The sequence below is a fragment of the Rugosimonospora acidiphila genome (assembly GCF_039543385.1).
GTDB classification, from domain to species: domain Bacteria; phylum Actinomycetota; class Actinomycetes; order Mycobacteriales; family Micromonosporaceae; genus Rugosimonospora; species Rugosimonospora acidiphila.
Map to the genome: position 1 here is coordinate 453,516 of NZ_BAABJQ010000001.1, position 24,670 is coordinate 478,185.

Annotated in this window: 36 protein-coding genes and 1 pseudogene; 36 read left to right on the forward strand and 1 reads right to left on the reverse strand. The window is 67.7% G+C overall.

The features are described 5' to 3' along the window. Position 1 precedes the first annotated feature (1 nt). The 36 genes and pseudogenes from rpsG (at position 2) to truA (ending at position 23,306) form a co-directional block, all read left to right on the forward strand. Complete coding sequence (rpsG, locus tag ABEA87_RS02235; protein WP_345625498.1) at positions 2-472, forward strand: 30S ribosomal protein S7; 471 nt, start codon at positions 2-4, stop codon at positions 470-472. 28 nt (positions 473-500) lie between these two features. Then, positions 501-2,606, forward strand: coding sequence for an elongation factor G (fusA, locus tag ABEA87_RS02240; RefSeq protein WP_425570729.1), 2,106 nt, complete (start codon positions 501-503; stop codon positions 2,604-2,606). A gap of 105 nt (positions 2,607-2,711) precedes the next feature. Continuing rightward, complete coding sequence (tuf, locus tag ABEA87_RS02245) at positions 2,712-3,905, forward strand: elongation factor Tu (RefSeq protein WP_345625502.1); 1,194 nt, start codon at positions 2,712-2,714, stop codon at positions 3,903-3,905. A 380-nt stretch (positions 3,906-4,285) separates the two neighbouring features. Further along, positions 4,286-4,594 carry a 30S ribosomal protein S10 gene (rpsJ, locus tag ABEA87_RS02250; RefSeq protein WP_007073037.1) on the forward strand — a complete coding sequence of 103 codons (309 nt, stop codon included), beginning with the start codon at positions 4,286-4,288 and terminating at the stop codon, positions 4,592-4,594. A gap of 14 nt (positions 4,595-4,608) precedes the next feature. Then, entirely contained in the window at positions 4,609-5,262 is a 654-nt protein-coding gene (rplC, locus tag ABEA87_RS02255) for a 50S ribosomal protein L3 (RefSeq protein WP_345625503.1), read from the forward strand. Beyond that, a complete protein-coding gene (gene rplD, locus ABEA87_RS02260) occupies positions 5,259-5,948 on the forward strand; it encodes a 50S ribosomal protein L4 (RefSeq protein ID WP_345625504.1) in 690 nt (229 codons plus the stop codon). Before rplC ends, rplD begins: the two co-directional genes overlap by 4 nt. After that, positions 5,945-6,247, forward strand: a complete 303-nt coding sequence (rplW, locus tag ABEA87_RS02265; protein WP_345625506.1) for a 50S ribosomal protein L23 — start codon at positions 5,945-5,947, stop codon at positions 6,245-6,247. Before rplD ends, rplW begins: the two co-directional genes overlap by 4 nt. A 13-nt stretch (positions 6,248-6,260) precedes the next feature. Next, positions 6,261-7,100 carry a 50S ribosomal protein L2 gene (gene rplB, locus ABEA87_RS02270; protein ID WP_345625508.1) on the forward strand — a complete coding sequence of 280 codons (840 nt, stop codon included), beginning with the start codon at positions 6,261-6,263 and terminating at the stop codon, positions 7,098-7,100. A gap of 18 nt (positions 7,101-7,118) precedes the next feature. Beyond that, positions 7,119-7,400 carry a 30S ribosomal protein S19 gene (rpsS, locus tag ABEA87_RS02275; RefSeq protein WP_345625510.1) on the forward strand — a complete coding sequence of 94 codons (282 nt, stop codon included), beginning with the start codon at positions 7,119-7,121 and terminating at the stop codon, positions 7,398-7,400. A 33-nt stretch (positions 7,401-7,433) separates the two neighbouring features. Continuing rightward, positions 7,434-7,871: pseudogene (gene rplV / locus ABEA87_RS02280) on the forward strand (50S ribosomal protein L22); the annotation flags it as partial. Positions 7,872-7,966: 95 nt separating this feature from the next. Continuing rightward, entirely contained in the window at positions 7,967-8,818 is an 852-nt protein-coding gene (rpsC, locus tag ABEA87_RS02285) for a 30S ribosomal protein S3 (protein ID WP_345625513.1), read from the forward strand. 3 nt (positions 8,819-8,821) lie between these two features. Beyond that, a complete protein-coding gene (gene rplP, locus ABEA87_RS02290; protein WP_345625515.1) occupies positions 8,822-9,247 on the forward strand; it encodes a 50S ribosomal protein L16 in 426 nt (141 codons plus the stop codon). Then, positions 9,247-9,483, forward strand: coding sequence for a 50S ribosomal protein L29 (rpmC, locus tag ABEA87_RS02295; protein WP_345625517.1), 237 nt, complete (start codon positions 9,247-9,249; stop codon positions 9,481-9,483). The genes rplP and rpmC overlap by 1 nt, the downstream gene beginning before the upstream one ends. Next, on the forward strand, positions 9,480-9,782 hold the full coding sequence (rpsQ, locus tag ABEA87_RS02300) for a 30S ribosomal protein S17 (RefSeq protein ID WP_345625519.1): 303 nt from the start codon (positions 9,480-9,482) through the stop codon (positions 9,780-9,782). The genes rpmC and rpsQ overlap by 4 nt, the downstream gene beginning before the upstream one ends. A 101-nt stretch (positions 9,783-9,883) precedes the next feature. Next, positions 9,884-10,252: a 50S ribosomal protein L14 gene (gene rplN, locus ABEA87_RS02305; protein ID WP_203915946.1), complete on the forward strand. Its 369-nt coding sequence runs from the start codon at positions 9,884-9,886 to the stop codon at positions 10,250-10,252. Between the two features lie 2 nt (positions 10,253-10,254). Further along, on the forward strand, positions 10,255-10,569 hold the full coding sequence (gene rplX, locus ABEA87_RS02310; protein ID WP_345625522.1) for a 50S ribosomal protein L24: 315 nt from the start codon (positions 10,255-10,257) through the stop codon (positions 10,567-10,569). After that, on the forward strand, positions 10,569-11,168 hold the full coding sequence (gene rplE, locus ABEA87_RS02315) for a 50S ribosomal protein L5 (RefSeq protein ID WP_425570713.1): 600 nt from the start codon (positions 10,569-10,571) through the stop codon (positions 11,166-11,168). The genes rplX and rplE overlap by 1 nt, the downstream gene beginning before the upstream one ends. Before the next feature lies 1 nt (position 11,169). Further along, positions 11,170-11,355 (forward strand): type Z 30S ribosomal protein S14, encoded by a 186-nt coding sequence (locus ABEA87_RS02320; RefSeq protein WP_345625524.1) that lies wholly within the window; start codon positions 11,170-11,172, stop codon positions 11,353-11,355. A gap of 59 nt (positions 11,356-11,414) precedes the next feature. Beyond that, the gene (gene rpsH / locus ABEA87_RS02325; RefSeq protein WP_345625526.1) at positions 11,415-11,822 is read left to right on the forward strand and encodes a 30S ribosomal protein S8; all 408 of its coding nucleotides are present in this window, start codon (positions 11,415-11,417) and stop codon (positions 11,820-11,822) included. A 16-nt stretch (positions 11,823-11,838) separates the two neighbouring features. After that, entirely contained in the window at positions 11,839-12,381 is a 543-nt protein-coding gene (rplF, locus tag ABEA87_RS02330) for a 50S ribosomal protein L6 (protein ID WP_345625528.1), read from the forward strand. A 34-nt stretch (positions 12,382-12,415) separates the two neighbouring features. Then, entirely contained in the window at positions 12,416-12,811 is a 396-nt protein-coding gene (gene rplR / locus ABEA87_RS02335; RefSeq protein WP_425570714.1) for a 50S ribosomal protein L18, read from the forward strand. A 29-nt stretch (positions 12,812-12,840) separates the two neighbouring features. Further along, a complete protein-coding gene (gene rpsE, locus ABEA87_RS02340) occupies positions 12,841-13,458 on the forward strand; it encodes a 30S ribosomal protein S5 (RefSeq protein WP_345625530.1) in 618 nt (205 codons plus the stop codon). Then, entirely contained in the window at positions 13,458-13,640 is a 183-nt protein-coding gene (gene rpmD, locus ABEA87_RS02345) for a 50S ribosomal protein L30 (protein WP_203916133.1), read from the forward strand. The genes rpsE and rpmD overlap by 1 nt, the downstream gene beginning before the upstream one ends. Beyond that, on the forward strand, positions 13,640-14,083 hold the full coding sequence (gene rplO, locus ABEA87_RS02350) for a 50S ribosomal protein L15 (protein ID WP_345625532.1): 444 nt from the start codon (positions 13,640-13,642) through the stop codon (positions 14,081-14,083). The genes rpmD and rplO overlap by 1 nt, the downstream gene beginning before the upstream one ends. A gap of 270 nt (positions 14,084-14,353) precedes the next feature. Continuing rightward, entirely contained in the window at positions 14,354-15,676 is a 1,323-nt protein-coding gene (gene secY / locus ABEA87_RS02355) for a preprotein translocase subunit SecY (RefSeq protein WP_345625534.1), read from the forward strand. A gap of 124 nt (positions 15,677-15,800) precedes the next feature. Beyond that, a complete protein-coding gene (locus tag ABEA87_RS02360) occupies positions 15,801-16,454 on the forward strand; it encodes an adenylate kinase (RefSeq protein ID WP_345625536.1) in 654 nt (217 codons plus the stop codon). Between the two features lie 121 nt (positions 16,455-16,575). Further along, the gene (gene map, locus ABEA87_RS02365) at positions 16,576-17,418 is read left to right on the forward strand and encodes a type I methionyl aminopeptidase (RefSeq protein ID WP_345625538.1); all 843 of its coding nucleotides are present in this window, start codon (positions 16,576-16,578) and stop codon (positions 17,416-17,418) included. 222 nt (positions 17,419-17,640) lie between these two features. After that, the gene (locus ABEA87_RS02370; RefSeq protein ID WP_345625540.1) at positions 17,641-18,336 is read left to right on the forward strand and encodes a DUF1707 SHOCT-like domain-containing protein; all 696 of its coding nucleotides are present in this window, start codon (positions 17,641-17,643) and stop codon (positions 18,334-18,336) included. Between the two features lie 236 nt (positions 18,337-18,572). Continuing rightward, positions 18,573-18,794: a translation initiation factor IF-1 gene (gene infA / locus ABEA87_RS02375; RefSeq protein ID WP_007073013.1), complete on the forward strand. Its 222-nt coding sequence runs from the start codon at positions 18,573-18,575 to the stop codon at positions 18,792-18,794. A 28-nt stretch (positions 18,795-18,822) separates the two neighbouring features. Next, positions 18,823-18,939 (forward strand): 50S ribosomal protein L36, encoded by a 117-nt coding sequence (gene rpmJ / locus ABEA87_RS02380; RefSeq protein WP_203915934.1) that lies wholly within the window; start codon positions 18,823-18,825, stop codon positions 18,937-18,939. A 174-nt stretch (positions 18,940-19,113) separates the two neighbouring features. Next, positions 19,114-19,494, forward strand: coding sequence for a 30S ribosomal protein S13 (rpsM, locus tag ABEA87_RS02385; protein ID WP_345625542.1), 381 nt, complete (start codon positions 19,114-19,116; stop codon positions 19,492-19,494). A gap of 147 nt (positions 19,495-19,641) precedes the next feature. Then, positions 19,642-20,049, forward strand: coding sequence for a 30S ribosomal protein S11 (gene rpsK / locus ABEA87_RS02390; protein WP_345625544.1), 408 nt, complete (start codon positions 19,642-19,644; stop codon positions 20,047-20,049). 16 nt (positions 20,050-20,065) lie between these two features. Continuing rightward, positions 20,066-20,692: a 30S ribosomal protein S4 gene (rpsD, locus tag ABEA87_RS02395; RefSeq protein ID WP_345625546.1), complete on the forward strand. Its 627-nt coding sequence runs from the start codon at positions 20,066-20,068 to the stop codon at positions 20,690-20,692. Positions 20,693-20,781: 89 nt separating this feature from the next. Next, positions 20,782-21,804, forward strand: coding sequence for a DNA-directed RNA polymerase subunit alpha (locus ABEA87_RS02400; protein WP_203915930.1), 1,023 nt, complete (start codon positions 20,782-20,784; stop codon positions 21,802-21,804). A 27-nt stretch (positions 21,805-21,831) separates the two neighbouring features. Beyond that, the gene (rplQ, locus tag ABEA87_RS02405) at positions 21,832-22,389 is read left to right on the forward strand and encodes a 50S ribosomal protein L17 (protein WP_345625547.1); all 558 of its coding nucleotides are present in this window, start codon (positions 21,832-21,834) and stop codon (positions 22,387-22,389) included. Between the two features lie 122 nt (positions 22,390-22,511). Beyond that, positions 22,512-23,306 (forward strand): tRNA pseudouridine(38-40) synthase TruA, encoded by a 795-nt coding sequence (gene truA, locus ABEA87_RS02410; protein WP_345625774.1) that lies wholly within the window; start codon positions 22,512-22,514, stop codon positions 23,304-23,306. On the opposite strand, the gene ABEA87_RS02415 is transcribed toward truA, so the two are convergent. After that, positions 23,295-24,659 (reverse strand): hypothetical protein, encoded by a 1,365-nt coding sequence (locus ABEA87_RS02415; RefSeq protein ID WP_345625549.1) that lies wholly within the window; start codon positions 24,657-24,659, stop codon positions 23,295-23,297. The genes truA and ABEA87_RS02415 overlap by 12 nt on opposite strands. Between the last annotated feature and the right edge of the window lie 11 nt (positions 24,660-24,670).

Below are 24,670 nucleotides of genomic sequence, written 5' to 3' on the forward strand. Positions count from 1 at the left end.
CATGCCGCGTAAGGGCCCCGCGCCGCGCCGACCGCTGGTCGCCGACCCGGTTTTCAACTCGCCGCTGGTCACCCAGCTGATCAACAAGATCCTGATGCGCGGCAAGCGCCAGCTCGCCGAGCGGATCGTGTACGGCGCCCTGGAGGGGTGCCGGGAGAAGACCGGCACCGACCCCGTGGTGACACTGAAGCGCGCCATGGACAACGTGAAGCCGACCCTGGAGGTGCGCAGCCGCCGGGTTGGTGGCGCGACGTACCAGGTGCCGGTTGAGGTCCGGCCGACCCGGGCCACCACCCTGGGCCTGCGCTGGCTGGTGACGTACTCCAAGGCCCGGCGCGAAAAGACCATGATCGAGCGGTTGATGAACGAGCTGCTTGACGCGAGCAACGGCCTCGGTGCCGCCGTGAAGCGGCGCGAGGACACCCACAAGATGGCTGAGTCCAACCGGGCCTTCGCGCATTACCGGTGGTAATGCGAAACGACGAGAAGACGAAGTAGGGATCACAGTGGCTGCCGCCGACAACGCGCTCGCCAACCTCCGCAACATTGGCATCATGGCGCACATCGACGCCGGTAAGACGACTACCACCGAGCGGATCCTGTTCTACACCGGTATCACGTACAAGATCGGTGAGGTTCATGAGGGCGCGGCCGTCATGGACTGGATGGAGCAGGAGCAGGAGCGCGGTATCACCATCACTTCCGCCGCAACCAAGTGCGAGTGGAAGGGCCACACGATCCAGATCATCGATACCCCCGGCCACGTCGACTTCACGGTTGAGGTTGAGCGGTCGCTGCGGGTTCTGGATGGTGCCGTGGCTGTGTACGACGGTGTCGCCGGCGTCGAGCCGCAGACCGAGCAGGTCTGGCGTCAGGCCGAGAAGTACCACGTGCCGCGGATGTGCTTCGTCAACAAGCTCGACCGCACCGGTGCGGACTTCTTCCGCTGTGTCGACATGATGGTCACCCGGCTGCAGGCCAACCCGTTGGTGCTGCAGATCCCGATCGGTAACGAGGCCGACTTCACCGGCGTCGTCGACCTGCTGGGCATGCGCGCGCTCACCTGGCGTGGCGAGACCCAGAAGGGCGAGGACTACGCCATCGAGGAGATCCCGGCCGACCTGGTCGACCAGGCCAACGAGTACCGCGAGAAGCTGCTCGAGACGCTGTCCGAGACGGACGACGCGATCCTGGAGAAGTTCCTCGATGGCGGCGAGTTCGGCGTCGACGAGCTGAAGGTGGCGATCCGCGCGGCCACCATCGCCGGGAAGATCAACCCCGTGCTGTGTGGCTCGGCGTTCAAGAACAAGGGCGTGCAGCCCATGCTCGACGCCGTGGTGGACTTCCTGCCCTCGCCGCTGGACATCCCGGCGATCGTGGGCACGGCCACCGACGGCGAGACGCCGATCCGGCGCAAGCCCAGCGTGGAGGAGCCGTTCTCGGGCCTGGCTTTCAAGATCCAGACCGACCCGCACCTCGGCAAGCTGACCTACGTGCGGGTGTACTCGGGCCGGATCGAGGCCGGTGCGCAGACGATCAACTCCACCAAGGATCGCAAGGAGCGGATCGGCAAGATCTACCAGATGCACGCGAACAAGCGGGAAGACCGCCCGTTCGCGCAGGCCGGTGACATCATCGCGGTGCAGGGTCTCAAGCAGACCACCACCGGTGACACGCTGTCCGACCCGGCGCACCCGGTGATCCTGGAGTCGATGACGTTCCCCGAGCCGGTCATCTCGGTGGCCATCGAGCCGAAGTCAAAGGCCGACCAGGAGAAGCTCGGTACCGCCATCCAGAAGCTGGCCGAGGAGGACCCGACCTTCCGCGTCCGCAACGACGAGGAGACCGGCCAGACCGTGATCAGCGGTATGGGCGAACTCCACCTGGAGATCCTCGTCGACCGGATGAAGCGCGAGTTCCGGGTCGAGGCCAACATCGGCAAGCCGCAGGTGGCCTACCGCGAGACGATCCGCCGCAAGGTGGAGAAGGTCGAGCACACGCACAAGAAGCAGACCGGTGGGTCGGGCCAGTACGCCAGTGTCCTCGTGAACCTGGAGCCGTTGCCGTTGTCCTCGGACGGACCGACGTACGAGTTCGTCAACGCGGTCACCGGTGGGCGTGTGCCGAAGGAGTTCATTCCCTCGGTGGACGCCGGAGCCCAGGACGCGATGCAGTACGGCATCCTCGCCGGGTACCCGCTGGTGGGGCTGAAGCTGACGCTGACGGACGGGAAGTACCACGAGGTCGACTCGTCCGAAATGGCGTTCAAGATCGCCGGTTCGATGGTACTGAAGGAGGCGGCTCGGAAGGCCGATCCGGTACTTCTTGAGCCGATGATGGCCGTCGAGGTCGTCACCCCGGAGGAGAACATGGGTGACGTCATCGGCGATCTCAACTCCCGCCGCGGCATCATCCAGGCGATGGAGGAGCGCGGCGGTGCCCGCGTCGTCCGCGCCCTGGTGCCGTTGTCGGAGATGTTCGGCTACGTCGGCGACCTGCGGTCGAAGACCCAGGGCCGGGCGAGCTACTCGATGCAGTTCGACTCCTACGCCGAGGTTCCTCAGAACGTGGCGAAGGAGATCATCGCCAAGGCCACCGGGGAGTAATCCCCGGCTGGCCCCGGCGGGGGCGAGCTGAATCATCCGGTCCGGCCACTGCGGCCAGACCCAGGGAAACGACGTACGAACCAAGAAGTCCACAGGAGGACAGCAGTGGCGAAGGCGAAGTTCGAGCGGACTAAGCCGCACGTCAACATCGGCACCATCGGTCACATTGACCACGGGAAGACGACGCTGACCGCGGCCATCACGAAGGTCCTGCACGACAAGATGCCGGATCTCAACCCGTACACGCCGTTCGACGAGATCGACAAGGCGCCGGAAGAGAAGGCCCGCGGCATCACCATCTCGATCGCACACGTCGAGTACCAGACCGAGGCGCGGCACTACGCCCACGTCGACTGCCCTGGTCACGCCGACTACATCAAGAACATGATCACCGGTGCCGCCCAGATGGACGGCGCGATCCTGGTCGTGGCCGCCACCGACGGCCCGATGCCGCAGACCCGCGAGCACGTGCTGCTGGCCCGTCAGGTCGGCGTTCCCTACATCGTCGTGGCGCTCAACAAGAGCGACATGGTCGACGATGAGGAGCTGCTCGAGCTGGTCGAGCTCGAGGTGCGCGAGCTGCTCTCGAGCCAGGAGTACCCGGGCGACGACCTGCCGGTCATCCGCGTCTCGGCGCTCAAGGCGCTCGAGGGCGACCCGGAGTGGGCGGACAAGCTCATGGAGCTGATGAACGCGGTTGACACCGCGATTCCGCAGCCCGAGCGGGAGACCGAGAAGCCGTTCCTCATGCCCATCGAGGACGTCTTCACGATCACCGGTCGCGGTACGGTCGTCACCGGCCGTTGCGAGCGTGGCATCCTCAAGCCGAACGAGGAGGTCGAGATCGTCGGCATCAAGCCGAAGTCGATGCGGACCGTCGTCACCGGTATCGAGATGTTCCGCAAGCTGCTCGACGAGGCTCGTGCCGGTGAGAACGTCGGCCTCCTGCTGCGCGGTATCAAGCGCGAGGACGTCGAGCGCGGCATGGTCGTGGTGAAGCCGGGCACGAACACCCCGCACACCGAGTTCGAGGGGACCGTCTACATCCTCTCGAAGGAGGAGGGTGGCCGGCACACCCCGTTCTTCCAGAACTACCGTCCGCAGTTCTACTTCCGGACCACGGACGTCACCGGCGTCGTCACGCTGCCCGAGGGCACCGAGATGGTCATGCCCGGTGACAACACTTCGATGACGGTTCAGCTCATCCAGCCGATCGCGATGGAGGAAGGCCTCAAGTTCGCGATCCGGGAGGGTGGCCGTACCGTCGGCGCCGGTCGGGTCACCAAGATCCTTAAGTGACCTGAGCTACCCGGATTTTGTGGCCGTACGGCAGTACGGCATACTGAACAGGTTGTGCTCAGCGCGGGGTGGCCGATCTCGGTCGGCCACCCCCGTGTGGCGCCCGGTCGCTCGGGCGCTTCGCGATCACCGCAGTCGGTTCGCCGGCCCGTAGGGGCTTGTGGGCCACGGACGAAACGCCGCTCGTAGGCGATCCAGTCAGGATCTCCGACGCCGCCAGACAGCTCCGGATCACGGGGCGGAGCCTGGCTCCTAAAGGCGACACGCCCGACCGCGGGGGTCGGTACAAAGCGGGACGGGATTCGACCGGGGCCGAAGACGGGCGCCGGCGGGCGCAGGCCCGCACAACAGCGGCATCGAGAGAAGGAACAGAAGCCACTATGGCGGGACAGAAGATCCGCATCCGGCTCAAGGCCTATGACCATGAGGTCGTCGACTCCTCGGCCAGGAAGATCGTGGAGACGGTGACTCGTACCGGGGCGCAGGTCGCAGGCCCGGTGCCGCTGCCCACGGAGATCAATCGCTTCTGCGTGATTCGCTCGCCCCACAAGTACAAGGACTCGCGCGAGCACTTCGAGATGCGTACGCACAAGCGTCTGATCGACATCATCGACCCGACGCCGAAGACGGTCGACTCGCTGATGCGCCTCGACCTCCCGGCGGGCGTCGACATCGAGATCAAGCTGTAGTAGGGACTCGACTAATGGACAGGCAAGTCAAGGGGATCCTGGGCGCCAAGCTCGGCATGACCCAGGTCTGGGACAACAACCGCGTCGTCCCGGTGACCGTGGTGCAGGCCGGCCCGTGCGTCGTGACCCAGGTCCGCACCCCCGACAAGGACGGCTACTCGGCGGTCCAGCTCGCGTACGGCGCGATCGACCCGCGCAAGGTGACCAAGCCCAAGGCCGGGCACTACGCCAAGGCGAACGTGGCGCCGCGCCGACACATCGTCGAGCTGCGCACCAACGACGCGGGCGAGTACGAGCTGGGCGCTGAGGTCACCGTCGAGGCGTTTGAGGTCGGTCAGCCGATCGACGTGACCGGACGGACCAAGGGCAAGGGCTTCGCCGGTGTGATGAAGCGGCACGGCTTCCACGGCCTGCGCGCCAGCCACGGTGTCGAGCGCAAGCACCGCTCGCCCGGCTCGATTGGCGCCTGCGCCACTCCCGGCCGGGTATTCAAGGGCGTCCGGATGGCCGGCCGCATGGGTGGCGTGCGCTACACCGTGCAGAACCTGACCATCCAGGCGGTCGACCCGGAGAACAACCTGATCCTGGTCAAGGGCGCCGTACCGGGCCCGAAGGGCGCGCTCGTGCTCGTGCGCAGCGCCGCCAAGAAGGGTGGTGCGACGAAGTGACCACGGTAGACGTCATCAACGGCGAGGGCACCAAGACCCGTTCGGTCGAGCTCCCCGCGGACATTTTCGACGCGCAGGCCAACATCCCGCTCATGCACCAGGTGGTGGTGGCCCAGCTGGCCGCCGCCCGGCAGGGCACGCACAAGGCCAAGAGCCGCGGCGAGGTGTCCGGTGGCGGCAGGAAGCCGTACAAGCAGAAGGGCACCGGCCGGGCCCGGCAGGGTTCGACCCGCGCGCCGCAGTTCACCGGCGGTGGTGTGGTGCACGGCCCGGTGCCGCGCGACTACAGCCAGCGGACCCCGAAGAAGATGAAGGCCGCCGCCCTGCGTGGCGCCCTGTCTGACCGGGCCCGCGGCGGCCACCTGCATCTGGTCGAGTCCTTCGTGGACACCGAGCGGCCCTCGACCAAGACCGCGCTCGGCGTGCTGAGCAAGGTCACCGAGTCCAAGCGCGTGTTGGTCGTACTGACCGCCGAGGACGAGAACAACTGGCTTTCGCTGCGCAACGTGCCGACCGTGCACCTGATCGAGGCCGGCCAGCTCAACACGTACGACGTCCTGGTCGCCGATGACGTGGTCTTCACCGCCGCGGCGCTGGACGAGTTCCTCGGCCTGCCGCTGACGGTCAGCGCGACCGCCGCTTCCGGCGAGGCCCAGGACGCAGCCAGCGAGGAGGACGGGCAGTGACCACGATCGCCGACCCGCGCGACGTCATTTTCGCGCCGGTGGTCTCGGAGAAGAGCTACAGCGAGCTCAACAAGAACTGGTACACGTTCCTCGTGCACCCGGACGCGAACAAGACCGAGATCAAGATCGCTATTCAGCAGATCTTCAACGTCCGCGTCGAGACGGTGAACACGCTGAACCGCCAGGGCAAGCGCAAGCGCACGCGTACCGGCGTTGGAAAGCGCAAGGACACGAAGCGCGCGATCGTGAAGCTCGTCGACGGTGACCGCATTGAGGCCTTCGGCGGCCCGGTGAGCTAGGGGTTTATCGATAATGGCTATCCGTAAGTACAAGCCGACCACGCCCGGTCGCCGTGGCGCGAGTGTCGCCGACTTCGCCGAGGTCACCCGGTCGACGCCGGAGAAGTCGCTGCTCGCCCCGCTGCACAGCAAGGGCGGGCGCAACGCCCACGGCCGGATCACGACCCGCCACCAGGGCGGCGGCCACAAGCGCCAGTACCGTCTGATCGACTTCAAGCGGGTCGACAAGGACGGCGTACCGGCCAAGGTCGCTCACATCGAGTACGACCCGAACCGCACCGCGCGCATCGCGCTGCTGCACTACGCCGACGGCGAGAAGCGCTACATCATCGCGCCGAAGGACCTCAAGCAGGGCGACCGCGTCGAGTCCGGCGTTCGCGCGGACATCAAGCCGGGCAACAACCTGCCGCTGCGCAACATCCCGGTCGGCACCACGGTGCACGCCGTGGAGCTGCGCCCGGGCGGCGGGGCCAAGCTGGCCCGCTCGGCCGGCGTCGGCATCCAGCTGCTCGGCCGCGAGGCTGACTACGCCACGCTGCGCATGCCGTCCGGCGAGATCCGGCGGGTGTCGGTGTCCTGCCGGGCCACGGTTGGCGAGATCGGCAACGCCGACCAGTCAAACATCAACTGGGGCAAGGCCGGCCGGATGCGGTGGAAGGGCAAGCGCCCGACCGTCCGTGGTGTCGCGATGAACCCGATCGACCACCCGCACGGTGGTGGTGAGGGTAAGACCTCCGGTGGCCGCCACCCGGTCAACCCGAACGGTAAGCCCGAGGGCCGCACCCGTCGCAAGGGCAAGCCGAGCGACCGGCTGATCGTCCGCCGCCGCTACGCCAACCGCAAGCGCGGCTGAGGAAGGTTCTGAGTAGATATGCCTCGCAGCCTGAAGAAGGGCCCGTTCGTCGACGACCACCTCATGAAGAAGGTGGAAGCGCAGAACGACAGGAACTCCAAGAACGTCATCAAGACCTGGTCGCGGCGGTCGACGATCACCCCGGAGATGCTCGGGCACACGATCGCCGTACACGACGGGCGCAAGCACGTGCCGGTGTACGTGAGCGAGTCGATGGTCGGCCACAAGCTCGGCGAGTTCGCTCTGACCCGCACGTTCAAGGGTCACGAGAAGGACGACCGCAAGAGCCGGCGCCGGTAAGCGGATCAGCGGATAGTTAGGTAAGGACACCCGATGCCAACGAAGAGCGAAGTCGCGCTGCCCGGCGCTCGTGCGGTTGCCAGGCACGTGCGCATCTCCGCGACTAAGGCGCGCCGCGTGGTCGACCTCGTCCGCGGCATGCCCGCGAAGGACGCGCTGACCGTGCTGCAGTTCGCGCCGCAGGCCGCCAGCGAGCCCGTGTACAAGGTGCTGGCCTCGGCCATTGCTAACGCGGAGAACAACGAGCGGCTCGACCCGGACTCGCTGCTGGTCAGCGAGGCCTACGTCGACGAGGGCCCCACGCTCAAGCGGTTCCGGCCGCGGGCGCAGGGCCGCGCGTACCGGATCCGCAAGCGCACCTGCCACATCACCATCGCGGTGGAGTCGGTTCAGGCAGCGCCGATCCGGCCCGTGAAGCAGGCGAGCGCCCCGGCCGCGGCCCCCGTGGCCGAGGACGCCGAGGCGAGCACCACGGCCCCCGCGAAGAAGGCGGCCAAGAAGGCTCCGGCAAAGAAGGCCGCCGCCACGAACACCCCAGCGGCGGCTGCCGAGGAGGAGACCGAGTAATGGGTCAGAAGGTTCACCCGCACGGGTTCCGGCTCGGCATTTCGACGGACTGGAAGAGCCGCTGGTACGCCGACAAGCTCTACAAGGACTACATCGCCGAGGACGTGAAGATCCGGCGGATGATGTCCCGGGGCCTGGAGCGGGCCGGCATCTCCAAGGTGGACATCGAGCGCACCCGGGACCGGGTCCGCATCGACATCCACACGGCCCGTCCGGGCATCGTCATCGGCCGTAAGGGCGCCGAGGCGGACCGGATCCGGGGCGAGCTGGAGAAGCTGACCGGCAAGCAGGTCCAGCTGAACATCCTCGAGGTGAAGAGCCCCGAGTCGGATGCCCAGCTGGTCGCGCAGGGCATCGCCGAGCAGCTGTCCAGCCGGGTCAGCTTCCGGCGGGCGATGCGCAAGGCCATGCAGTCGGCGATGAAGAACCCGGTCGTCAAGGGCATCCGGGTGCAGTGCGCCGGTCGCCTGGGCGGCGCGGAGATGTCGCGTAGCGAGTTCTACCGCGAGGGTCGGGTGCCGCTGCACACGCTGCGGGCCAACATCGAGTACGGCTTCTTCGAGGCGCGTACCACCTTCGGCCGGATCGGCGTGAAGGTCTGGATCTACAAGGGCGACGCCGTACCGGGTCGTGAGGCCCCGGCCGAGACCGGCCCGTCGCGCCCGCGCCGTGAGCGTGGCGACCGGCCGGAGCGTCCGCGCCGGCTGCGTTCGGGATCGTCGGGCACCACGGCCGGCGGTACCGAGGCGGGTCGCGCGGCGGCCGAGCCGACCACCACGGGTGGCCCGGTCGCGGTGAGTACCGAAGCTGGCGAGGCCGCGGCCGCGCCGGTAGAGCAGCAGGAGGGCTGAAAGATGCTGATGCCGCGTAAGCCCCCGAAGGGCTTCCGCAAGCCGCACCACCCGGACCGGCACGGTGCGGCGAAGGGCGGTACTCGGGTGGCGTTCGGCGAGTTTGGCATCCAGGCGCTTGAGCCGGCGTACGTGACGAACCGCCAGATCGAGGCCGCTCGTATCGCTATGAACCGGCACATCCGTCGTGGTGGCAAGGTCTGGATCACCATCTTCCCGGACCAGGCGATCACCAAGAAGCCGGCCGAAACCCGGATGGGTTCCGGTAAGGGTTCGCCGGAGTGGTGGGTCGCGAACGTCAAGCCGGGTCGGATCCTGTTTGAGATGTCCTTCCCGAACGAGTCGATCGCGCGTGAGGCACTGCGTCGCGCCATTCACAAGCTTCCGATGAAGTGCCGCATCGTTACACGCGAAGGGGCTGAAGGCTGATGGCAGCGGGCACCACCGCCGTCGAGCTGCGTGAGCTATCCGAGGACGACCTCGTCACGCGGCTGCGAGAGGCCAAGGCTGAGCTGTTCAACCTGCGCGTGCAGGGTGCCACCGGGCAGCTGGACAACAACCGGCGGCTGCAGGTCGTCCGCCGGGAGATTGCCCGGATCTACACGATCATGCGGGAGCGCGAGCTGGGTCTTTCGGCCGCACCGACTGAGGTAGTTGAGGCATGAGCAACGAGACGCAAGAGGGCACTGTCGCGGCGGCCGAGGAGACTGCGGCGCGTAACCGCCGCAAGGTCCGCGAGGGCTACGTGGTCAGCGACAAGATGGACAAGACGGTTGTCGTCGAGGTCGAGGACCGGGTCAAGCACGCGCTGTACGGCAAGGTTCTTCGCCGTACCAGCAAGCTGAAGGCGCACGACGAGCAGAACGCGTGCGGCATCGGCGACCGGGTCCTGTTGATGGAGACGCGTCCGCTGTCCGCGACCAAGCGGTGGCGGATCGTGGAGATCCTCGAGAAGGCCAAGTGACCGAGCGAGCTCACCAGAGCGAGCGGATTCACCAGTAGGCAACGTTCCGCCAAGCTCCGCCGTCGCCGGCGGCGGAGAACTGGCAGACATAGGAGAATGACGTGATCCAGCAGGAGACGCGGCTACGCGTCGCCGACAACACCGGAGCCCGGGAGATTCTGTGCATCCGGGTGCTCGGCGGCTCCGGTCGGCGCTACGCCAGTATCGGCGATGTCATCGTGGCCACCGTCAAGGACGCCATCCCTGGTGCGGGTGTGAAGAAGGGCGACGTCGTCAAGGCGGTCGTCGTGCGCACCGCCAAGGAGAGGCGCCGTCCGGACGGCTCGTACATCCGCTTCGACGAGAACGCCGCCGTCATCATCAGGGACGGTGGCGACCCGCGGGGTACCCGCATCTTCGGCCCGGTGGGTCGTGAGCTGCGGGACAAGCGGTTCATGAAGATCATCTCGCTCGCACCGGAGGTGTTGTAGCCGTGAAGGTCAAGAAGGGCGACACGGTTATCGTCATCGCCGGCCGGGACAAGGGCGTGAAGGGTCGCGTCATCGCGGCCTACCCGCGCCTGGACAAGGTCCTCGTCGAGGGCGTGAACCGGGTCAAGAAGCACACCCGTATTCAGACCACTCAGCGTGGCGCCAAGACCGGAGGCATCGTCACCCAGGAGGCACCGATCCACGTCTCCAACGTGATGGTCGTCGATTCGGATGGTGCGCCGACCCGTATCGGCTACCGCATCGACGAAAACGGCTCGAAGATCCGCGTTGCGCGCCGTTCCGGTAAGGACCTGTGATGACTGACGTTCAGACTCGAAGCGACGCTACCGCCGCGCCCATGCCGCGCCTGAAGGCGCGGTACCGCTCCGAGGTAGCGGCCAAGATGCGCGAGCAGTACGGCTACGGCAACCCGATGCAGGTGCCCGGGCTGGTGAAGATCGTCGTCAACATGGGTGTGGGCGAGGCTGCCCGCGACGCCAAGTTGATCGACGGTGCCGTCCGCGACCTGGCCGCTATCACCGGCCAGAAGCCGCAGGTACGCCGGGCCACCAAGTCGATCGCGCAGTTCAAGCTGCGTGAGGGCATGCCGATCGGCGCCAAGGTGACCCTGCGCGGCGACCGGATGTGGGAGTTCCTGGACCGCCTGCTGTCCATCGCCCTGCCGCGTATCCGTGACTTCCGGGGCCTGGACGGCCGCAAGCTGGACGGCCACGGCAACTACACGTTCGGTCTGACCGAGCAGTCGGTGTTCCACGAGATCGACCAGGACCGGATCGATCGCACCAGGGGCATGGACATCACCGTGGTGACCACCGCGCGCACGGACGCGGAGGGGCGGCAGCTGCTCAAGCTGCTCGGCTTCCCGTTCCGTGAGGACCAGAGCAAGGAGAGCTGACATGGCCAAGAAGGCGCTGATCAACAAGGCTGCCGCGAAGCCGAAGTTCTCGGTGCGCGCGTACACCCGCTGCCAGCGGTGCGGACGGCCCAAGGCGGTCTACCGCAAGTTCGGTCTGTGCCGCGTGTGCATCCGGGAGATGGCCCATCGTGGCGAACTCCCCGGCGTATCGAAGGCTTCCTGGTAGATGACTCTTCGCCGCAGGCCCGGCCAAGGGAACCACGGCGAGAAAGGTAAGACCTGACCATGACGATGACCGATCCGATCGCGGACATGCTGACCCGGGTGCGTAACGCCAACCAGGCGTACCACGACCGGGTGACCATGCCGTATTCGAAGATCAAGGCGAACATCGCCGAGGTGCTCAAGGCCGAGGGCTACATCTCCACCTGGTCGGTGGAGGAGCCGCCGGAGGGCGTGGTTGGCAAGATGCTGACCGTCGAACTCAAGTTCGGTCCCAACCGCGAGCGCAGCCTCGCCGGCATCCGGCGGGTCTCAAAGCCCGGCCTGCGGGTGTACGCGAAGGCGCCGGAGCTGCCGCGGGTGCTCGGCGGCCTGGGTGTCGCGATCATCTCGACGTCCCAGGGGCTGCTGACCGATCGGCAGGCCCGCAAGCGAAACGTGGGCGGGGAAGTCCTCGCCTGGGTCTGGTAGCGGGAGGCTGCACATCATGTCGCGCATTGGACGTAAGCCGATCACGGTGCCCGCCGGGGTCGATGTGACCATTACCGGGCAGACCGTCGTGGTCAAGGGCCCGAAGGGGCAGCTGTCGCACACGTTGGCGGATCCGATCACGGCCGAGCAGGTCGACAACGGCATCCTGAACGTGGTGCGCCCCAACGACGAGCGCCGGTCCAAGGAACTGCACGGCCTCTCCCGCACCCTGGTCAACAACATGATCGTGGGTGTCACCGCCGGCTACCGCAAGACCCTGGAAATCTCCGGCACCGGTTACCGCGTGCAGGCCAAGGGGCAGGACCTCGAGTTCGCTCTGGGCTTCTCGCACCCGGTCACGGTGACCGCACCCGAGGGCATCAAGTTCTCGGTGGAGCGCCCGACCGTGTTCAGCGTCGAGGGCATCGACAAGCAGCAGGTCGGTGAGGTCGCCGCGAACATCCGGAAGATCCGGCCGCCGGAGCCCTACAAGGGCAAGGGCGTGAAGTACCAGGGCGAGGTCATCCGCCGCAAGGCTGGAAAGGCCGGTAAGAAGTGAGCCCGGTGGACATGGCTGAAAGGTTGGCGGGGCAGTGACGGCTACGTTGTTAAAGAGGCGCAACAGCGGCGGAGCCGCCAGCGCACGCCGGGTCGGCAAGGCACGCCGGCACTTCCGGGTCCGCAAGAACGTTCGCGGTACCGCCGAGCGCCCGCGCCTGGTGGTCACCCGCTCGCTGCGGCACATCGTCGCCCAGGTGGTGGACGACATCACCGGGCGCACGCTGGCCTCGGCCTCGACCATGGACGCCTCGATCCGCGGCACCGAGGGTGCGAAGAGCGACCAGTCCCGTAAGGTCGGCGCCCTGCTGGCCGAGCGGGCCAAGGCCGCCGGGGTAAACCAGGTCGTCTTCGACCGTGGCGGCAACAAGTACGTAGGCAGGATCGCCGCCCTGGCCGACGCCGCCCGCGAAAACGGACTCGAGTTCTAGGCCCGAGCCGGCTGAAAGGAGAACGCTTCATGCCAGGTCAACAGCGCAGGGGCGGCGGGTCCGGCAACGCCGAGGGCGGTAACCGTCGGGACAATCGCCGTGAGGGCGGCCGGGGCAACGCGCCGGTCGAGAAGACCCCGCACCTTGAGCGGGTAGTCACCATCAACCGGGTCGCCAAGGTCGTCAAGGGCGGCCGGCGGTTCAGCTTCACCGCGCTCGTCGTGGTGGGCGACGGAGACGGCACGGTCGGCGTCGGGTACGGGAAGGCCAAGGAGGTGCCGGCCGCCATCGCCAAGGGTGTCGAGGAGGCCAAGAAGCACTTCTTCAAGGTGCCCCGGATCGGCTCCTCGATCCCGCACCCGGTGCAGGGCGAGGACGCCGCGGGCGTGGTGCTGCTGAAGCCGGCCAGTGCCGGTACCGGCGTCATCGCGGGCGGTCCGGTGCGTGCCGTGCTGGAGTGCGCGGGCATCCACGACGTGCTGTCCAAGAGCCTCGGTTCGTCGAACCCGATCAACATCGTTCACGCAACGGTGAACGCCCTGCGGATGCTGGAGTCGCCGGAGGCGGTCGCCAGCCGACGCAACCTGCCGGTCGAGGACGTCGCGCCCGCCGCGATGCTCGCCGCTCGCGCCGGAGTGGGGGCGTGATGGCACGTTTGAAGGTGACCCAGGTCCGGTCCGAGATCGGGTCGAAGCGTAATCAGCGCGAGACGCTGCGCACGCTCGGTCTGAAGCGGATCAACGACGTGGTGGTCAAGGAGGACCGCCCCGAGATCCGGGGCATGATCTTCACCGTGAACCACCTCGTGAAGATCGAGGAGGTCGAGTAATGACGATCAAGGTCCACCACCTGCGTCCGGCTCCGGGCGCGAAGACCGCCAAGACCCGCGTCGGTCGCGGTGAGGGTTCGAAGGGTAAGACCGCCGGCCGCGGTACCAAGGGCACCAAGGCCCGGTACCAGGTTCCGGCGACCTTCGAGGGTGGGCAGATGCCCATCCACATGCGACTGCCGAAGCTCAAGGGCTTCAAGAACAAGTTCAAGGTGACGTTCCAGGTCGTCAACCTGGACCGGCTCGCCGAACTGTTCCCCAAGGGCGGCCAGGTCGGCATCACCGAGCTCGTCGAGGCGGGTGCGGTGCGCAAGGGCCAGCCGGTAAAGATTCTCGGTACCGGTGAGCTGGGCGGAGTGACCCTCCAGGTGTCGGCGAACGCGTTCAGCGCGTCGGCGAAGGAGAAGATCGAGGCCGGCGGCGGAACGACCACGGAAATCTGATAGGCAGGGTTGTGGAACCGGTCGTCGGGTCCGCCCGTTCTACGGGCGGACCGCTGCGGCGGCCGGGCCGCGACGTTTCGAGTCGTGGCGTCCGCGTGGTTGCGCGTGCGACCGGCGGGCGCCATGATCTCCAATTGGTGGCTGACGATGTGTCATCCACCCCTCACCGAAGTCGGGGCGGACTGTTAGAGTCCGTTCCCAGCTAGGCTTTTGTTCTACACCCTGGCCACAGATCCCGCACCGCGGGCCGCTCCGCGCAGGAGGAAGAAGTTGCTCTCCGCCTTTCTCAGTGCGTTTCGAACGCCTGACCTGCGTAAAAAGCTGCTCTTCACGCTAGCGATGATCGCCATCTACCGGCTCGGCGCCACCCTGCCGAGCCCTGGTGTGTCGTACGGCAACGTGCAGCAGTGCGTCAAAATCGTGCAGAACGGCAGCAATGGGGTCTTCAGCCTACTGAACCTCTTCTCCGGCGGCGCGCTCCTGCAGCTGTCGGTTTTCGCGCTGGGCATCATGCCCTACATCACGGCGAGCATCATCCTGCAGCTGCTCACCGTCGTGATCCCGCGGTTGGAGCAGCTCCGCAAGGAGGGCCAGGCCGGCCAGGCCAAGATCACGCAGTACACCCGGTACCTGAGCCTGGGTCTCGCGGTCCTGCAGGCCTCCGCGTTCGTCGCGCTGGCCCGATCCGGGCAGCTGTTCAACAACCAGTGCGACCAGTTCCCGGTGATTCCGCAGACCAAGATTCCGATGTGGCTCACGGTCAGCGTCATCGTCGTGACGATGACCGCCGGCACGGGCGTGATCATGTGGCTCGGTGAGATGGTCACCGACAAGGGGATCGGCAACGGCATGTCCGTGCTGATCTTCACCTCGATCGCGGCCCGGCTGCCCAGCGAGGGCTGGTCCATCAAGACCAGCCGCGGCTGGGGCGTGTTCGCCCTGATCATGGCGATCGGGGTCATCGTGATCACCGCCGTGGTCTTCATGGAACAGGCGCAACGCCGCGTGCCCGTGCAGTACGCGAAACGGATGGTCGGGCGAAGGATGTACGGAGGGACCTCCACCTACATCCCGCTGAAGGTCAACCAGGCCGGTGTCATCCCTGTGATCTTCGCCTCCTCGCTGCTCTACCTGCCCCAGTTGTTGTTGCAGCTGATGGACGCGAACCATCCGAACGCGCTGTACAAGTTCATCAACAACCACCTGATCAAGCAGAACGACTGGGTGAACATCACCATCTACTTCCTGCTGATCCTCTTCTTCACGTACTTCTACGTCTCGATCACGTTCAACCCGACCGAGGTCGCGGACAACATGAAGAAGTACGGCGGTTTCGTCCCCGGCATCCGGCCCGGCAAGCCGACGTCCGAGTACCTGGACTTCATCCTGAGCCGGATCACCGCACCGGGTGCGCTCTACCTGGCGATCATCGCCGTGCTGCCGAACCTGTTCATCGGCCTGGTCGGCAACAATAAACAGAACTTCCCCTTCGGGGGTACGGCTGTCTTGATCATCGTCGGCGTCGGCCTGGAGACGGTGAAACAGATCGAGAGCCAGCTCATGCAGCGCAACTACGAAGGGTTCCTGAGGTAGTGAGCGGGCAAACCCGATGGCCGCGTCGCGCCGCGAGAGTACTCGCGGCGCCGCGCGCCTTCTTGAGCAGATTCGGGCCGGGCCAGATGATCGGGAGCCGGGCAGGTCGGGGAGGTGTGGCCGCGTGAGGCTGGTGCTCGTGGGTCCGCCCGGGGCGGGCAAGGGAACTCAGGCCGAGTTCATCGCCGCTCACCTCTCCGTGCCGAAGATCTCGACCGGGGACATTTTCCGCGCGAACGTCGGGCAGGGCACGCCGCTGGGCGTCGAGGCCAAGCGCTACATGGACGCCGGGCAGCTCGTGCCGGACGAGGTCACGATCAACATGGTGCGTGAGCGGCTCGCCGAGCCGGACGCGACCGACGGCTTCCTCCTGGACGGCTTCCCGCGCACCCTTCCGCAGGCGGCGGCGCTGGACAAGCTGCTGGCCGACCTCGGTACCCAGCTCGACCTGGTGCTCGAGCTGGTCGTCGACGACGACGAGGTGATCCGGCGGCTGTCCGGGCGGCGGCAGTGCCGCGGCTGCGGCAAGATCTGGCACGTCGAGTTCGACGCTCCGAGCCAGGAGGCGGCCTGTGACCGCTGCGGCGGGGAGCTGTACCAGCGCGATGACGACAAGCCGGACGTGATCGCCGAGCGGCTCAAGGTCTACTCACGGGACACCGCCCCGCTGGTGGACTACTACGGCGCGCAGAACAAGTTGGTCGGCATCGACGCGACCGGGCCGGTCGAGGACGTCACCGTGCGGGCGATCGACGCACTCCGCTCATATGGCGGTTGAGAAGGGCTTTTGTTCTGCCCGCCGGCCGTGTCGCGTCAAGCGGGCCGGGTAGGAAAGAGTCGAGCCCGTCGGCGGCACCGAGCAAGGGTGCCGCGGTCAGCGGGCTGAGCTGAGGATACGAATGCGAGCCGCAACGCTGAACATCCAGTACAAAACGCCTGAACAGCTGCTGAAGATGAGGGCCGCGGGGCTGGTGGTAGCTGACACCCTGGCCAAGCTCCGGGAGGCGGTGGCGCCCGGGGTGAGCACCGCCGAACTAGATGCGCTGGCCGAGGGGAACATCCGGGCGGCCGGGGCAGTGCCCTCGTTCAAGGGTTATTACGGCTATCCGGCGACGATCTGCTCGTCCGTCAATGAGCAGATCGTGCACGCCATCCCCTCGCCGAAGCAGGTGCTGGCCGACGGTGACCTGATCTCCATCGACTGCGGAGCGATCCTGGACGGCTGGCACGGCGACGCCGCCATCACGGTCGCCGTCGGTGAGGTCAAGCCGAATCTGGCCCGGGCGATCGAGGTGGCGCAGGACTCCATGTGGGCCGGGATCGCCGCTGCCGCCCGTGGAGTGCGGTCCGGGCGTGGCCGGCTCACCGACGTCTCCGCAGCGGTCGAGGCGTCGGTACGCGGGGCCGGTGGCCGGTACGGCATCGTGCGCGGGTACGGCGGCCACGGCATCGGCACCGAAATGCACCAGGATCCGCACGTGCTCAACTACGGGCGGGCGGGCAAGGGCCCTCGGCTGGTGGCGGGCCTGGCGCTGGCCATCGAGCCGATGATCACGCTGGGATCGGCGGACACCGTCGAGCAGTCCGATGGCTGGACGGTGGTCAGCCGGGACGGCTCCGCCGCCGTACACGTCGAGCACTCGATCGGGCTGTACGAGGACGGGGCCTGGGTGTTCACCGCGCACGACGGTGGCCGCGAGCGCCTCGGCGAGCTGCTGACCTCGCACGCCGAGCCCGCCTGAGGATCGCCGTGCCCGCCTGAGAATCGCCGACCCCGGCCGAGGGCCGGGTGGCCTGCTTGACGGTCGCCGTGCCCGGCTGAGGGCCGGTGAGGCCGCCTCAAGGATGGGTGGGGCGCCCGTCGCCGGTCGTTCGGTCGCAGGTCGTTCGGTCGTCGGTCGTTCGGTCGTCGAGTAAGGGAAGCGACACTGGCCGCTGTTGTCATAACGTGCCACGCTTTTCGCATGGGGGAACGACGTGACGACCTGCGGGCGGCTGACTCGGACCGGCAATTCGTGGCTGATCGGCTCCAGGCCGCGCTCAACGAGGGCCGCCTGAACCTGTCGGAGTACGACGAGCGGCTGCAGCAGGCGTACGCGGCGAAGACCTACGGCGAGCTGGACGGGATCCTCGACGATCTACCGCCGACAACCAGCCCGCAAGACGCCAGGGTCGCATCGGCGACATTCGGGACGGGCGCCCCATCGGGGACACCGAGCGCACCGGACGCCGCCGGCGGGCAGCCTCGCCGGGGCGTACCGCCGTGGATGCTGGCGCTGTGGGGCGGCTGGCTCACGGCGACCGTGATCTGCACGGTGATCTACGTGGCCAGCGACTTCGGCGGGTACCCGTGGCCGATCTGGGTGGCCGGGCCCTGGGGCGCCATCCTGCTCATCCGGACGCTCAAGGCGTACGCCAGCGGCGACCCCCACCGGTACCTGGCCGAGCACCACCAGGACCAGCGGCACCGTCAGCGTCTCGATCGGGAGCGGTACGACCGTGGCGGGTTCGATCGTGGCAGGTACGACCGCGGTCGGTTTGATCATGGTAGATTTGATCATGGCCGGTTTGACCGGGGGCCGCGTGACCAGGGCTTTCTCGACCGGGAAGAGTCCGACCGCCGGGCGCGCTACCAGGGCCGCCAGTACCGCTGGCGGTAGTCGCTCGAAGGTCTGGTGTCAATCGACGCGCCGGGAAACGGGAGCGCGTTTGCCGTCGGCGTGTCGGTACGCGTAGACTACTTTTTCGGCGCACAGCGTCCACACTGTCATGCCTGCCCTGCGCTTCGGCGGCATGATGGTTCCGCGGCTGGCGTGAATGTCCTGGCACCCGCCACTGGCATTTGCGATGGATTCTGTGAGCCTGTCATCTAACTGGACGTCAGGTAGCGGAGGACATGCCGAAAAAAGACGGGGCCATCGAGATCGAGGGCCGAGTTATCGAGCCACTTCCGAACGCCATGTTCAGGGTCGAGCTCGCCAACGGACACAAGGTCTTGGCACACATCAGCGGCAAGATGCGGCAGCACTATATCCGTATTCTGCCGGAAGACCGGGTCGTGGTGGAACTCTCGCCATACGACCTCACCCGTGGCCGCATCGTCTACCGATACAAGTGACGTCCGGTTGACCAGTGAAGGGTAACCAGTGAAGGTCAAGCCGAGCGTTAAGCGGATCTGCAACAACTGCCGGGTGATCCGCCGGCACGGCCGGGTCATGATCATCTGCAAGACCGACCCGCGTCACAAGCAGCGCCAGGGCTGAACGTCCGGGCGCTGCCCCCGCATGACAAGACAGGTTCGTCCCAGCCGCGGTTCGTCGATGTGATCGACACTTTGATGGACTCGGCTGACCCTCGGTTGGAGGCCGAGGCCCCACCCGGGCAGGTGGGGACGGGACGGGCACAGACCTCCGCGAATACGAGGAGCACGCCCATCCATGGCACGTCTAGTCGGTGTTGATCTTCCGCGCGAGAAGCGGATGGAGATCGCACTCACCTACATCTTCGGGATCGGTCGCACCCGCGCCGCCGAGACGCTCTCTGCTACCAATGTCGACCCCGGGAAGCGGGTCAAGGACCTGACCGACGACGAGTTGGTCCAGCTCCGCGACTACATCGAAGCCAACTTCCGGATCGAGGGTGACCTTCGCCGGGAGATCCAGGCGGACATCCGGCGCAAGGTCGAGATCGGCTGCTACCAGGGCATCCGCCACCGCCGTGGCCTCCCGGTGCGCGGCCAGCGGACCCGCACGAACGCGCGTACGCGCAAGGGCCCGAAGAAGGTCGTGGCGAACAAGAAGAAGCCCGGTAAGAAGTAACAATCAGGAGCGCTCGGTTCGCCAGCGACTCCGGGAGACACCTGGCCATGAGCGGCGCCAACCAGCGCGGTGCCGTCTCGAGCCGGTCGGGGTGGTCCCTCGCGAGGTCGTGTTCAAGCGGACCGATTCAGGAGGATTAAGAAGCTTATGCCGCCGAAGGCACGCACCGGCGCCGCCGCTAAGAAGGTACGGCGCAAGGAACGCAAGAACGTTGCGCACGGACAGGCGCACATCAAGAGCACCTTCAACAACACGATCGTGTCGATCACCGACCCGACCGGGGCCGTCATCTCCTGGGCGTCTGCCGGCCAGGTCGGCTTCAAGGGTTCCCGCAAGTCGACTCCGTTCGCCGCGCAGCTGGCCGCCGAGGCCGCCGCACGCCGGGCGATGGAGCACGGCATGCGCAAGGTCGATGTGTTCGTGAAGGGTCCGGGCTCCGGCCGGGAGACCGCCATCCGCTCACTGCAGGCCGTCGGGCTTGAGGTTGGCACCATCGCCGACGTCACGCCGCAGCCGCACAACGGGTGCCGTCCGCCGAAGCGTCGCCGGGTCTGAGAAGGAATAGATAGAGATGGCTCGATACACTGGTGCCGACTGCCGCCGTTGCCGTCGGGAAAAGATGAAGCTGTTCCTCAAGGGCAGCAAGTGCGATGGGCCGAAGTGCCCGTTCGAGTCGCGTCCCTTCCCGCCCGGCCAGCACGGCCGTGGGCGCCCGAAGGAGACCGAGTACCTGCTCCAGCTTCGTGAGAAGCAGAAGGCCCGCCGGGTGTACGGCGTGCTGGAGCGGCAGTTCCAGGCGGTGTACGACGAGGCGGTCCGCAAGCCGGGCAAGACCGGTGAGGTGATGCTCCAGATCCTGGAGTCCCGCCTGGACAACGTCGTCTACCGCGCCGGCTACGCCAAGTCCCGTGACATGGCCCGTCAGCTGGTCAAGCACGGCCACTTCGTGGTCAACGGCAAGAAGGTCGACATCCCGTCGTACCGGGTTCGCGAGCACGACATCATCGAGGTCCGGGAGTCGTCCCGCCAGCTGACCCCGTTCGTCATCGCCGTCGCCGAGTCCGGTTCGCGGACGGTGCCGGCGTGGCTGGAGGCGATCCCCAGCCAGCTGAAGATCCTCGTGCACACTCTCCCGGCCCGGCAGGTCATCGACACCCAGGTCCAGGAGCAGCTCATCGTCGAGTACTACTCGAAGTAAGAGCTTCATGGCGGCCGCCCGACCTGGGCGGCCGCCACCCAAACGTTGGCGTCAAATAGCGGGCGCCCGACGTATCGGAGGAAAAGCAAGTGCTCATCACGCAGCGGCCGTCTCTCAACGAGGAGCCGATCAGCGAGACCCGGTCCCGGTTCACCATCGAACCGCTGGAGCCGGGCTTCGGGTACACCCTGGGTAACTCCCTGCGGCGCACCCTGCTGTCGTCCATCCCGGGTGCGGCGGTCACCAGTATCAAGGTTGACGGCGTCCTGCACGAGTTCACCACGATCCCCGGTGTCAAGGAGGACGTGGTCGAGCTGGTCATGAACGTCAAGGAGCTGTGCGTCAGCTCCGAGCACGACGAGCCGGTCTCGATGTACCTGCGCAAGCAGGGTCCCGGCGACGTCACCGCTGGAGACATCCAGCCCCCGGCCGGGGTCTCGGTGCACAACGCCGACCTGAAGCTGGCCACGCTGAACGGCAAGGGCCGGCTGGACATGGAGCTGACCGTCGAGCGCGGTCGCGGCTACGTCACCGCCTCGCAGAACAAGCAGGCCGGCGCGGAGATCGGCCGGATCCCGGTGGACTCGATCTACTCGCCGGTCATGAAGGTCACGTACCGCGTCGAGGCGACCCGCGTCGAGCAGCGGACCGACTTCGACAAGCTGATCATCGACGTCGAGACGAAGGCCTCGATCACTCCGCGTACCGCGCTGGCCTCGGCCGGCTCGACCCTGGTCGAGCTGTTCGGTCTGGCCCGCGAGCTGGACGAGACGGCCGACCACATCGACATCGGCCCGTCGCCGCAGGACGCGCAGATGGCCGCCGACCTGGCGCTGCCGATCGAGGAGCTGGACCTGACCGTCCGCTCGTACAACTGCCTCAAGCGCGAGGGCATCAACACCGTCGGGGAGCTGATCGGCCGCACCGAGGCGGATCTGCTCGACATCAGGAACTTCGGCCAGAAGTCCATCGACGAGGTCAAGATGAAGCTCGCCGGCATGGGCCTGGGGCTGAAGGATTCGGCGCCGACCTTCGACCCGACGCACGTCGTGGACACCTTCTCCGACGTGGACTACGACACCGACGACTACCGCGAGACCGAGCAGCTCTGACCCGCTGCCCCTGGAGAAGGAGCACCAATGCCCACGCCCACGAAGGGTCCCCGCCTCGGCGGCAGCCCCGCGCACGAACGGCTGATGCTGGCGAACCTCGCCACGTCACTGTTCAAGCACGGCAAGATCACCACCACCGAGACGAAGGCCAAGCGGCTGCGTCCGCTGGCCGAGCAGCTGATCACCAAGGCCAAGCGCGGCGATCTGCACGCTCGGCGGCACGTGCTCACTGTGGTCCGGGACAAGGACGTGGTGTACGCGCTGTTCGACCAGATCGCGCCCAGGTTCGCCAACCGCCAGGGCGGTTACACGCGGATCGTGAAGACCGGGCCGCGCAAGGGTGACGCCGCGCCGATGGCGATCATCGAGCTGGTCGAGGAGCTGTCCGTCGCGCCGACGAAGGCCGCGCCCGGCCGGGTCGCCGCCCGCAAGACGGCTCGCGCCGACGCTGTCGCCGCACTGGCCGGCGAGGAGGAGACTGCCGCCCCCGCCGCCGCACCGGCCGAGGACGAGCCGGTGGCGAACGAGCCGCTGGCTTCGGCCGACTCGGCGGACGACGTCGAGCCCGAGGACAGCAAGTCCTGAGCGAAGAACGGATCGAGCCCGGCGTTCCCGATGGGGACGCCGGGCTCGTTGTCGTTGGGCCAGTTCTCTCCGAGGCGGCGAGTTCTAGCCCTGCGGGCGAGGCGGCGCCGACCCGGGTCCGACTGGACGTGGGCTACGACGGTACGGACTTCTCCGGCTGGGCCGCCCAACCCGGGCGGCGGACAGTGGCCGGCGTACTCGCCGGTGCGCTGTCGCGGATCTTCGGTGAGATCGCGGGCCTGACCGTGGCCGGGCGCACCGATGCCGGCGTACACGCCACCGGGCAGGTGTGCCACGTGGACATACCGGCGGTGACCTGGGCGGAACGGGGCGGCACCCTGGTACGGCGGCTGGCCGGCCTGCTGCCCCCGGACGTACGGGTACGGGCCGCTACCGCCGTACCGGCGAGCTTCGACGCCCGGTTCTCGGCACTGTCGCGCCGGTACGAGTACCGGGTGACCGACTCGCCGTGGGGCGCCGACCCGCTCCGGGCGCGGTACCTGCTGGCCTGGCCGCGGCCGCTGCACCTGACGGCGTTGAACGACGGGTCGGCCGGGCTGCTCGGCGAGCACGATTTCGCCGCGTACTGCCGCCGCAAGGAGAACGCCACCACCATCCGTGCGATCAGTCGGCTGGACTGGCGGCGGGAGCCGGACGGTGTGCTGGTGGCGACGGTCCAGGCCGACGCGTTCTGCCAGGCGATGGTGCGCAGCCTGGTCGGTGCGCTGCTCACGGTCGGGGACGGCCGGCGCCCGGTATCGTGGCCGGCCGGGCTGCTGACCCGTGACCTCAGGGCGAGCGAGGTGACGGTGGCCCCGCCGCACGGGCTCACCCTGGTGGCCGTCGACTACCCGGTCACCGAGCCGGACTTCGCGGCGCGGGCGGAGGTCACCCGCAGCCGGCGCTCACTTCTTTGACGCGGAGCTGGGGCTGCTCGACGGGCGGGGCGTAATCCGGTTCGCGATGACCGTCCCCTTGAGGTCGACCTCGACCAGGTCGTTAATGATCTTCGAGGCGGTGTCGTCGCTGGAGTCGATGTCCTTGCCGTCCGCGCGGGCGACCACGCAGTAGACCAGGAAGTGACCCTCGGAGTCCCAGCCGATCTGGGTGGGGGCGGTGCCGATGACGTCGGTCGCGCCGCCGGCGGCCAGCCCGGGGAAGCGGCCCTTGTGGCTGCTCACGCTCGTGTCGATCGCGTTGTCGACGGCCTCGGCCCCGGCCGTGTTCTTCAGGTTGAAGATGCCGGTAGTGATCACGTACGACTGGTCGGGCGAGACCAGCGTGGCACGGACCACCTGGCTGCATCCATCCTGGGCCATCAGCGTGGCCAGGTCGCCCACCGCCGCGGTCGCGCAGGCCGTCGATTCCGTCTTCATCACCTTGTACCCGGGGTCGGCCGGATCCGGGGTGACCATGCCGGCCGGGAAGACCTCGGTCGGGGTCAGCTGGCTGGGGTCCACCTGCTGGCTGGAGATGTCGTGCTTGCGCTGCTCATCCGAGCCGTGCGCGCTCGCCGAGCCGGAGCCGTGGTCGTGGACCATGAACAGGGTGCTGGCCACCCCGACGGCGACCAGCGCGGCGACGATCACGCCGCCGAGGACGGACATCCAGAGCCGGTTGGGCAGCCGAGCATCGCCGCCGGCCCGGCCGCGCCGGCTGCCGTACGACGAGGCCGCGCCCCGGCGCCCCGGTGCGGTGCGGGCGCGCTGGTCGGGCACCTGGGGCGAGCCCACGCTCGCCCGCCCGCGGCCGGAGTTCGGGTGGCCATAGGTGCCATCGCCCGGGTTGTACGGTCCGGCCGGCCCCGATTGGGGCTGGCCCGACCAGCCGTTGTCCGGCTGGGGGCGGCCCGGAGTCGGCCAGCTCGGCTCGGCCTCCGGCATGCCGCGGGACGGCCACGAGGGGCGGTACGGCGGCGGGGGCGGCACGCTGTCCGGGGCGCCGGATCGGCTGCCGGAGCCGTACACGCCGGGGGACTGGCGGGGAGGCTGGCCGGGGACCGGAGGCTGCCCGCTGGGCGGCACGGCTGCCCGGCCGCCGGACGAGTACACGCCGCGCCCGCCGGAGGCGTACGTGCCGGGGGCCGAGCCCCGGCCGGGCGGGTACGAGCCGGGGTTCGACCGCTCGTCGTACCCCCGGGGTGGCTGCCCACCGCCGGCGCTGTCCCGGCCGTTGGCCTGCCCGGGGACCCGGCGTCGGCTCTGGTCGGACGGGTCCGGCTCGGCTGGCTGGCGCCATCCGTCCGGCGATTCGCCGTACCCGTAAGTCATGACGGATAGGC

Bases quoted from the DNA above. Each gene is read 5' to 3' on its own strand.
- rpsG (WP_345625498.1), top strand. From the start codon at position 2: ATGCCGCGTAAGGGCCCCGCGCCGCGCCGACCGCTGGTCGCCGACCCG.
- rpsJ (WP_007073037.1), top strand. From the start codon at position 4,286: ATGGCGGGACAGAAGATCCGCATCCGGCTCAAGGCCTATGACCATGAG.
- rplC (WP_345625503.1), top strand. From the start codon at position 4,609: ATGGACAGGCAAGTCAAGGGGATCCTGGGCGCCAAGCTCGGCATGACC.
- rplB (WP_345625508.1), top strand. From the start codon at position 6,261: ATGGCTATCCGTAAGTACAAGCCGACCACGCCCGGTCGCCGTGGCGCG.
- rpsS (WP_345625510.1), top strand. From the start codon at position 7,119: ATGCCTCGCAGCCTGAAGAAGGGCCCGTTCGTCGACGACCACCTCATG.
- rpsC (WP_345625513.1), top strand. From the start codon at position 7,967: ATGGGTCAGAAGGTTCACCCGCACGGGTTCCGGCTCGGCATTTCGACG.
- rplP (WP_345625515.1), top strand. From the start codon at position 8,822: ATGCTGATGCCGCGTAAGCCCCCGAAGGGCTTCCGCAAGCCGCACCAC.
- rpmC (WP_345625517.1), top strand. From the start codon at position 9,247: ATGGCAGCGGGCACCACCGCCGTCGAGCTGCGTGAGCTATCCGAGGAC.
- rpsQ (WP_345625519.1), top strand. From the start codon at position 9,480: ATGAGCAACGAGACGCAAGAGGGCACTGTCGCGGCGGCCGAGGAGACT.
- rplE (WP_425570713.1), top strand. From the start codon at position 10,569: ATGACTGACGTTCAGACTCGAAGCGACGCTACCGCCGCGCCCATGCCG.
- ABEA87_RS02320 (WP_345625524.1), top strand. From the start codon at position 11,170: ATGGCCAAGAAGGCGCTGATCAACAAGGCTGCCGCGAAGCCGAAGTTC.
- rpsH (WP_345625526.1), top strand. From the start codon at position 11,415: ATGACGATGACCGATCCGATCGCGGACATGCTGACCCGGGTGCGTAAC.
- rplF (WP_345625528.1), top strand. From the start codon at position 11,839: ATGTCGCGCATTGGACGTAAGCCGATCACGGTGCCCGCCGGGGTCGAT.
- rpsE (WP_345625530.1), top strand. From the start codon at position 12,841: ATGCCAGGTCAACAGCGCAGGGGCGGCGGGTCCGGCAACGCCGAGGGC.
- rpmD (WP_203916133.1), top strand. From the start codon at position 13,458: ATGGCACGTTTGAAGGTGACCCAGGTCCGGTCCGAGATCGGGTCGAAG.
- rplO (WP_345625532.1), top strand. From the start codon at position 13,640: ATGACGATCAAGGTCCACCACCTGCGTCCGGCTCCGGGCGCGAAGACC.
- map (WP_345625538.1), top strand. From the start codon at position 16,576: ATGCGAGCCGCAACGCTGAACATCCAGTACAAAACGCCTGAACAGCTG.
- ABEA87_RS02370 (WP_345625540.1), top strand. From the start codon at position 17,641: ATGGGGGAACGACGTGACGACCTGCGGGCGGCTGACTCGGACCGGCAA.
- infA (WP_007073013.1), top strand. From the start codon at position 18,573: ATGCCGAAAAAAGACGGGGCCATCGAGATCGAGGGCCGAGTTATCGAG.
- rpsM (WP_345625542.1), top strand. From the start codon at position 19,114: ATGGCACGTCTAGTCGGTGTTGATCTTCCGCGCGAGAAGCGGATGGAG.
- rpsK (WP_345625544.1), top strand. From the start codon at position 19,642: ATGCCGCCGAAGGCACGCACCGGCGCCGCCGCTAAGAAGGTACGGCGC.
- rpsD (WP_345625546.1), top strand. From the start codon at position 20,066: ATGGCTCGATACACTGGTGCCGACTGCCGCCGTTGCCGTCGGGAAAAG.
- rplQ (WP_345625547.1), top strand. From the start codon at position 21,832: ATGCCCACGCCCACGAAGGGTCCCCGCCTCGGCGGCAGCCCCGCGCAC.
- ABEA87_RS02415 (WP_345625549.1), bottom strand. From the start codon at position 24,659: ATGACTTACGGGTACGGCGAATCGCCGGACGGATGGCGCCAGCCAGCC.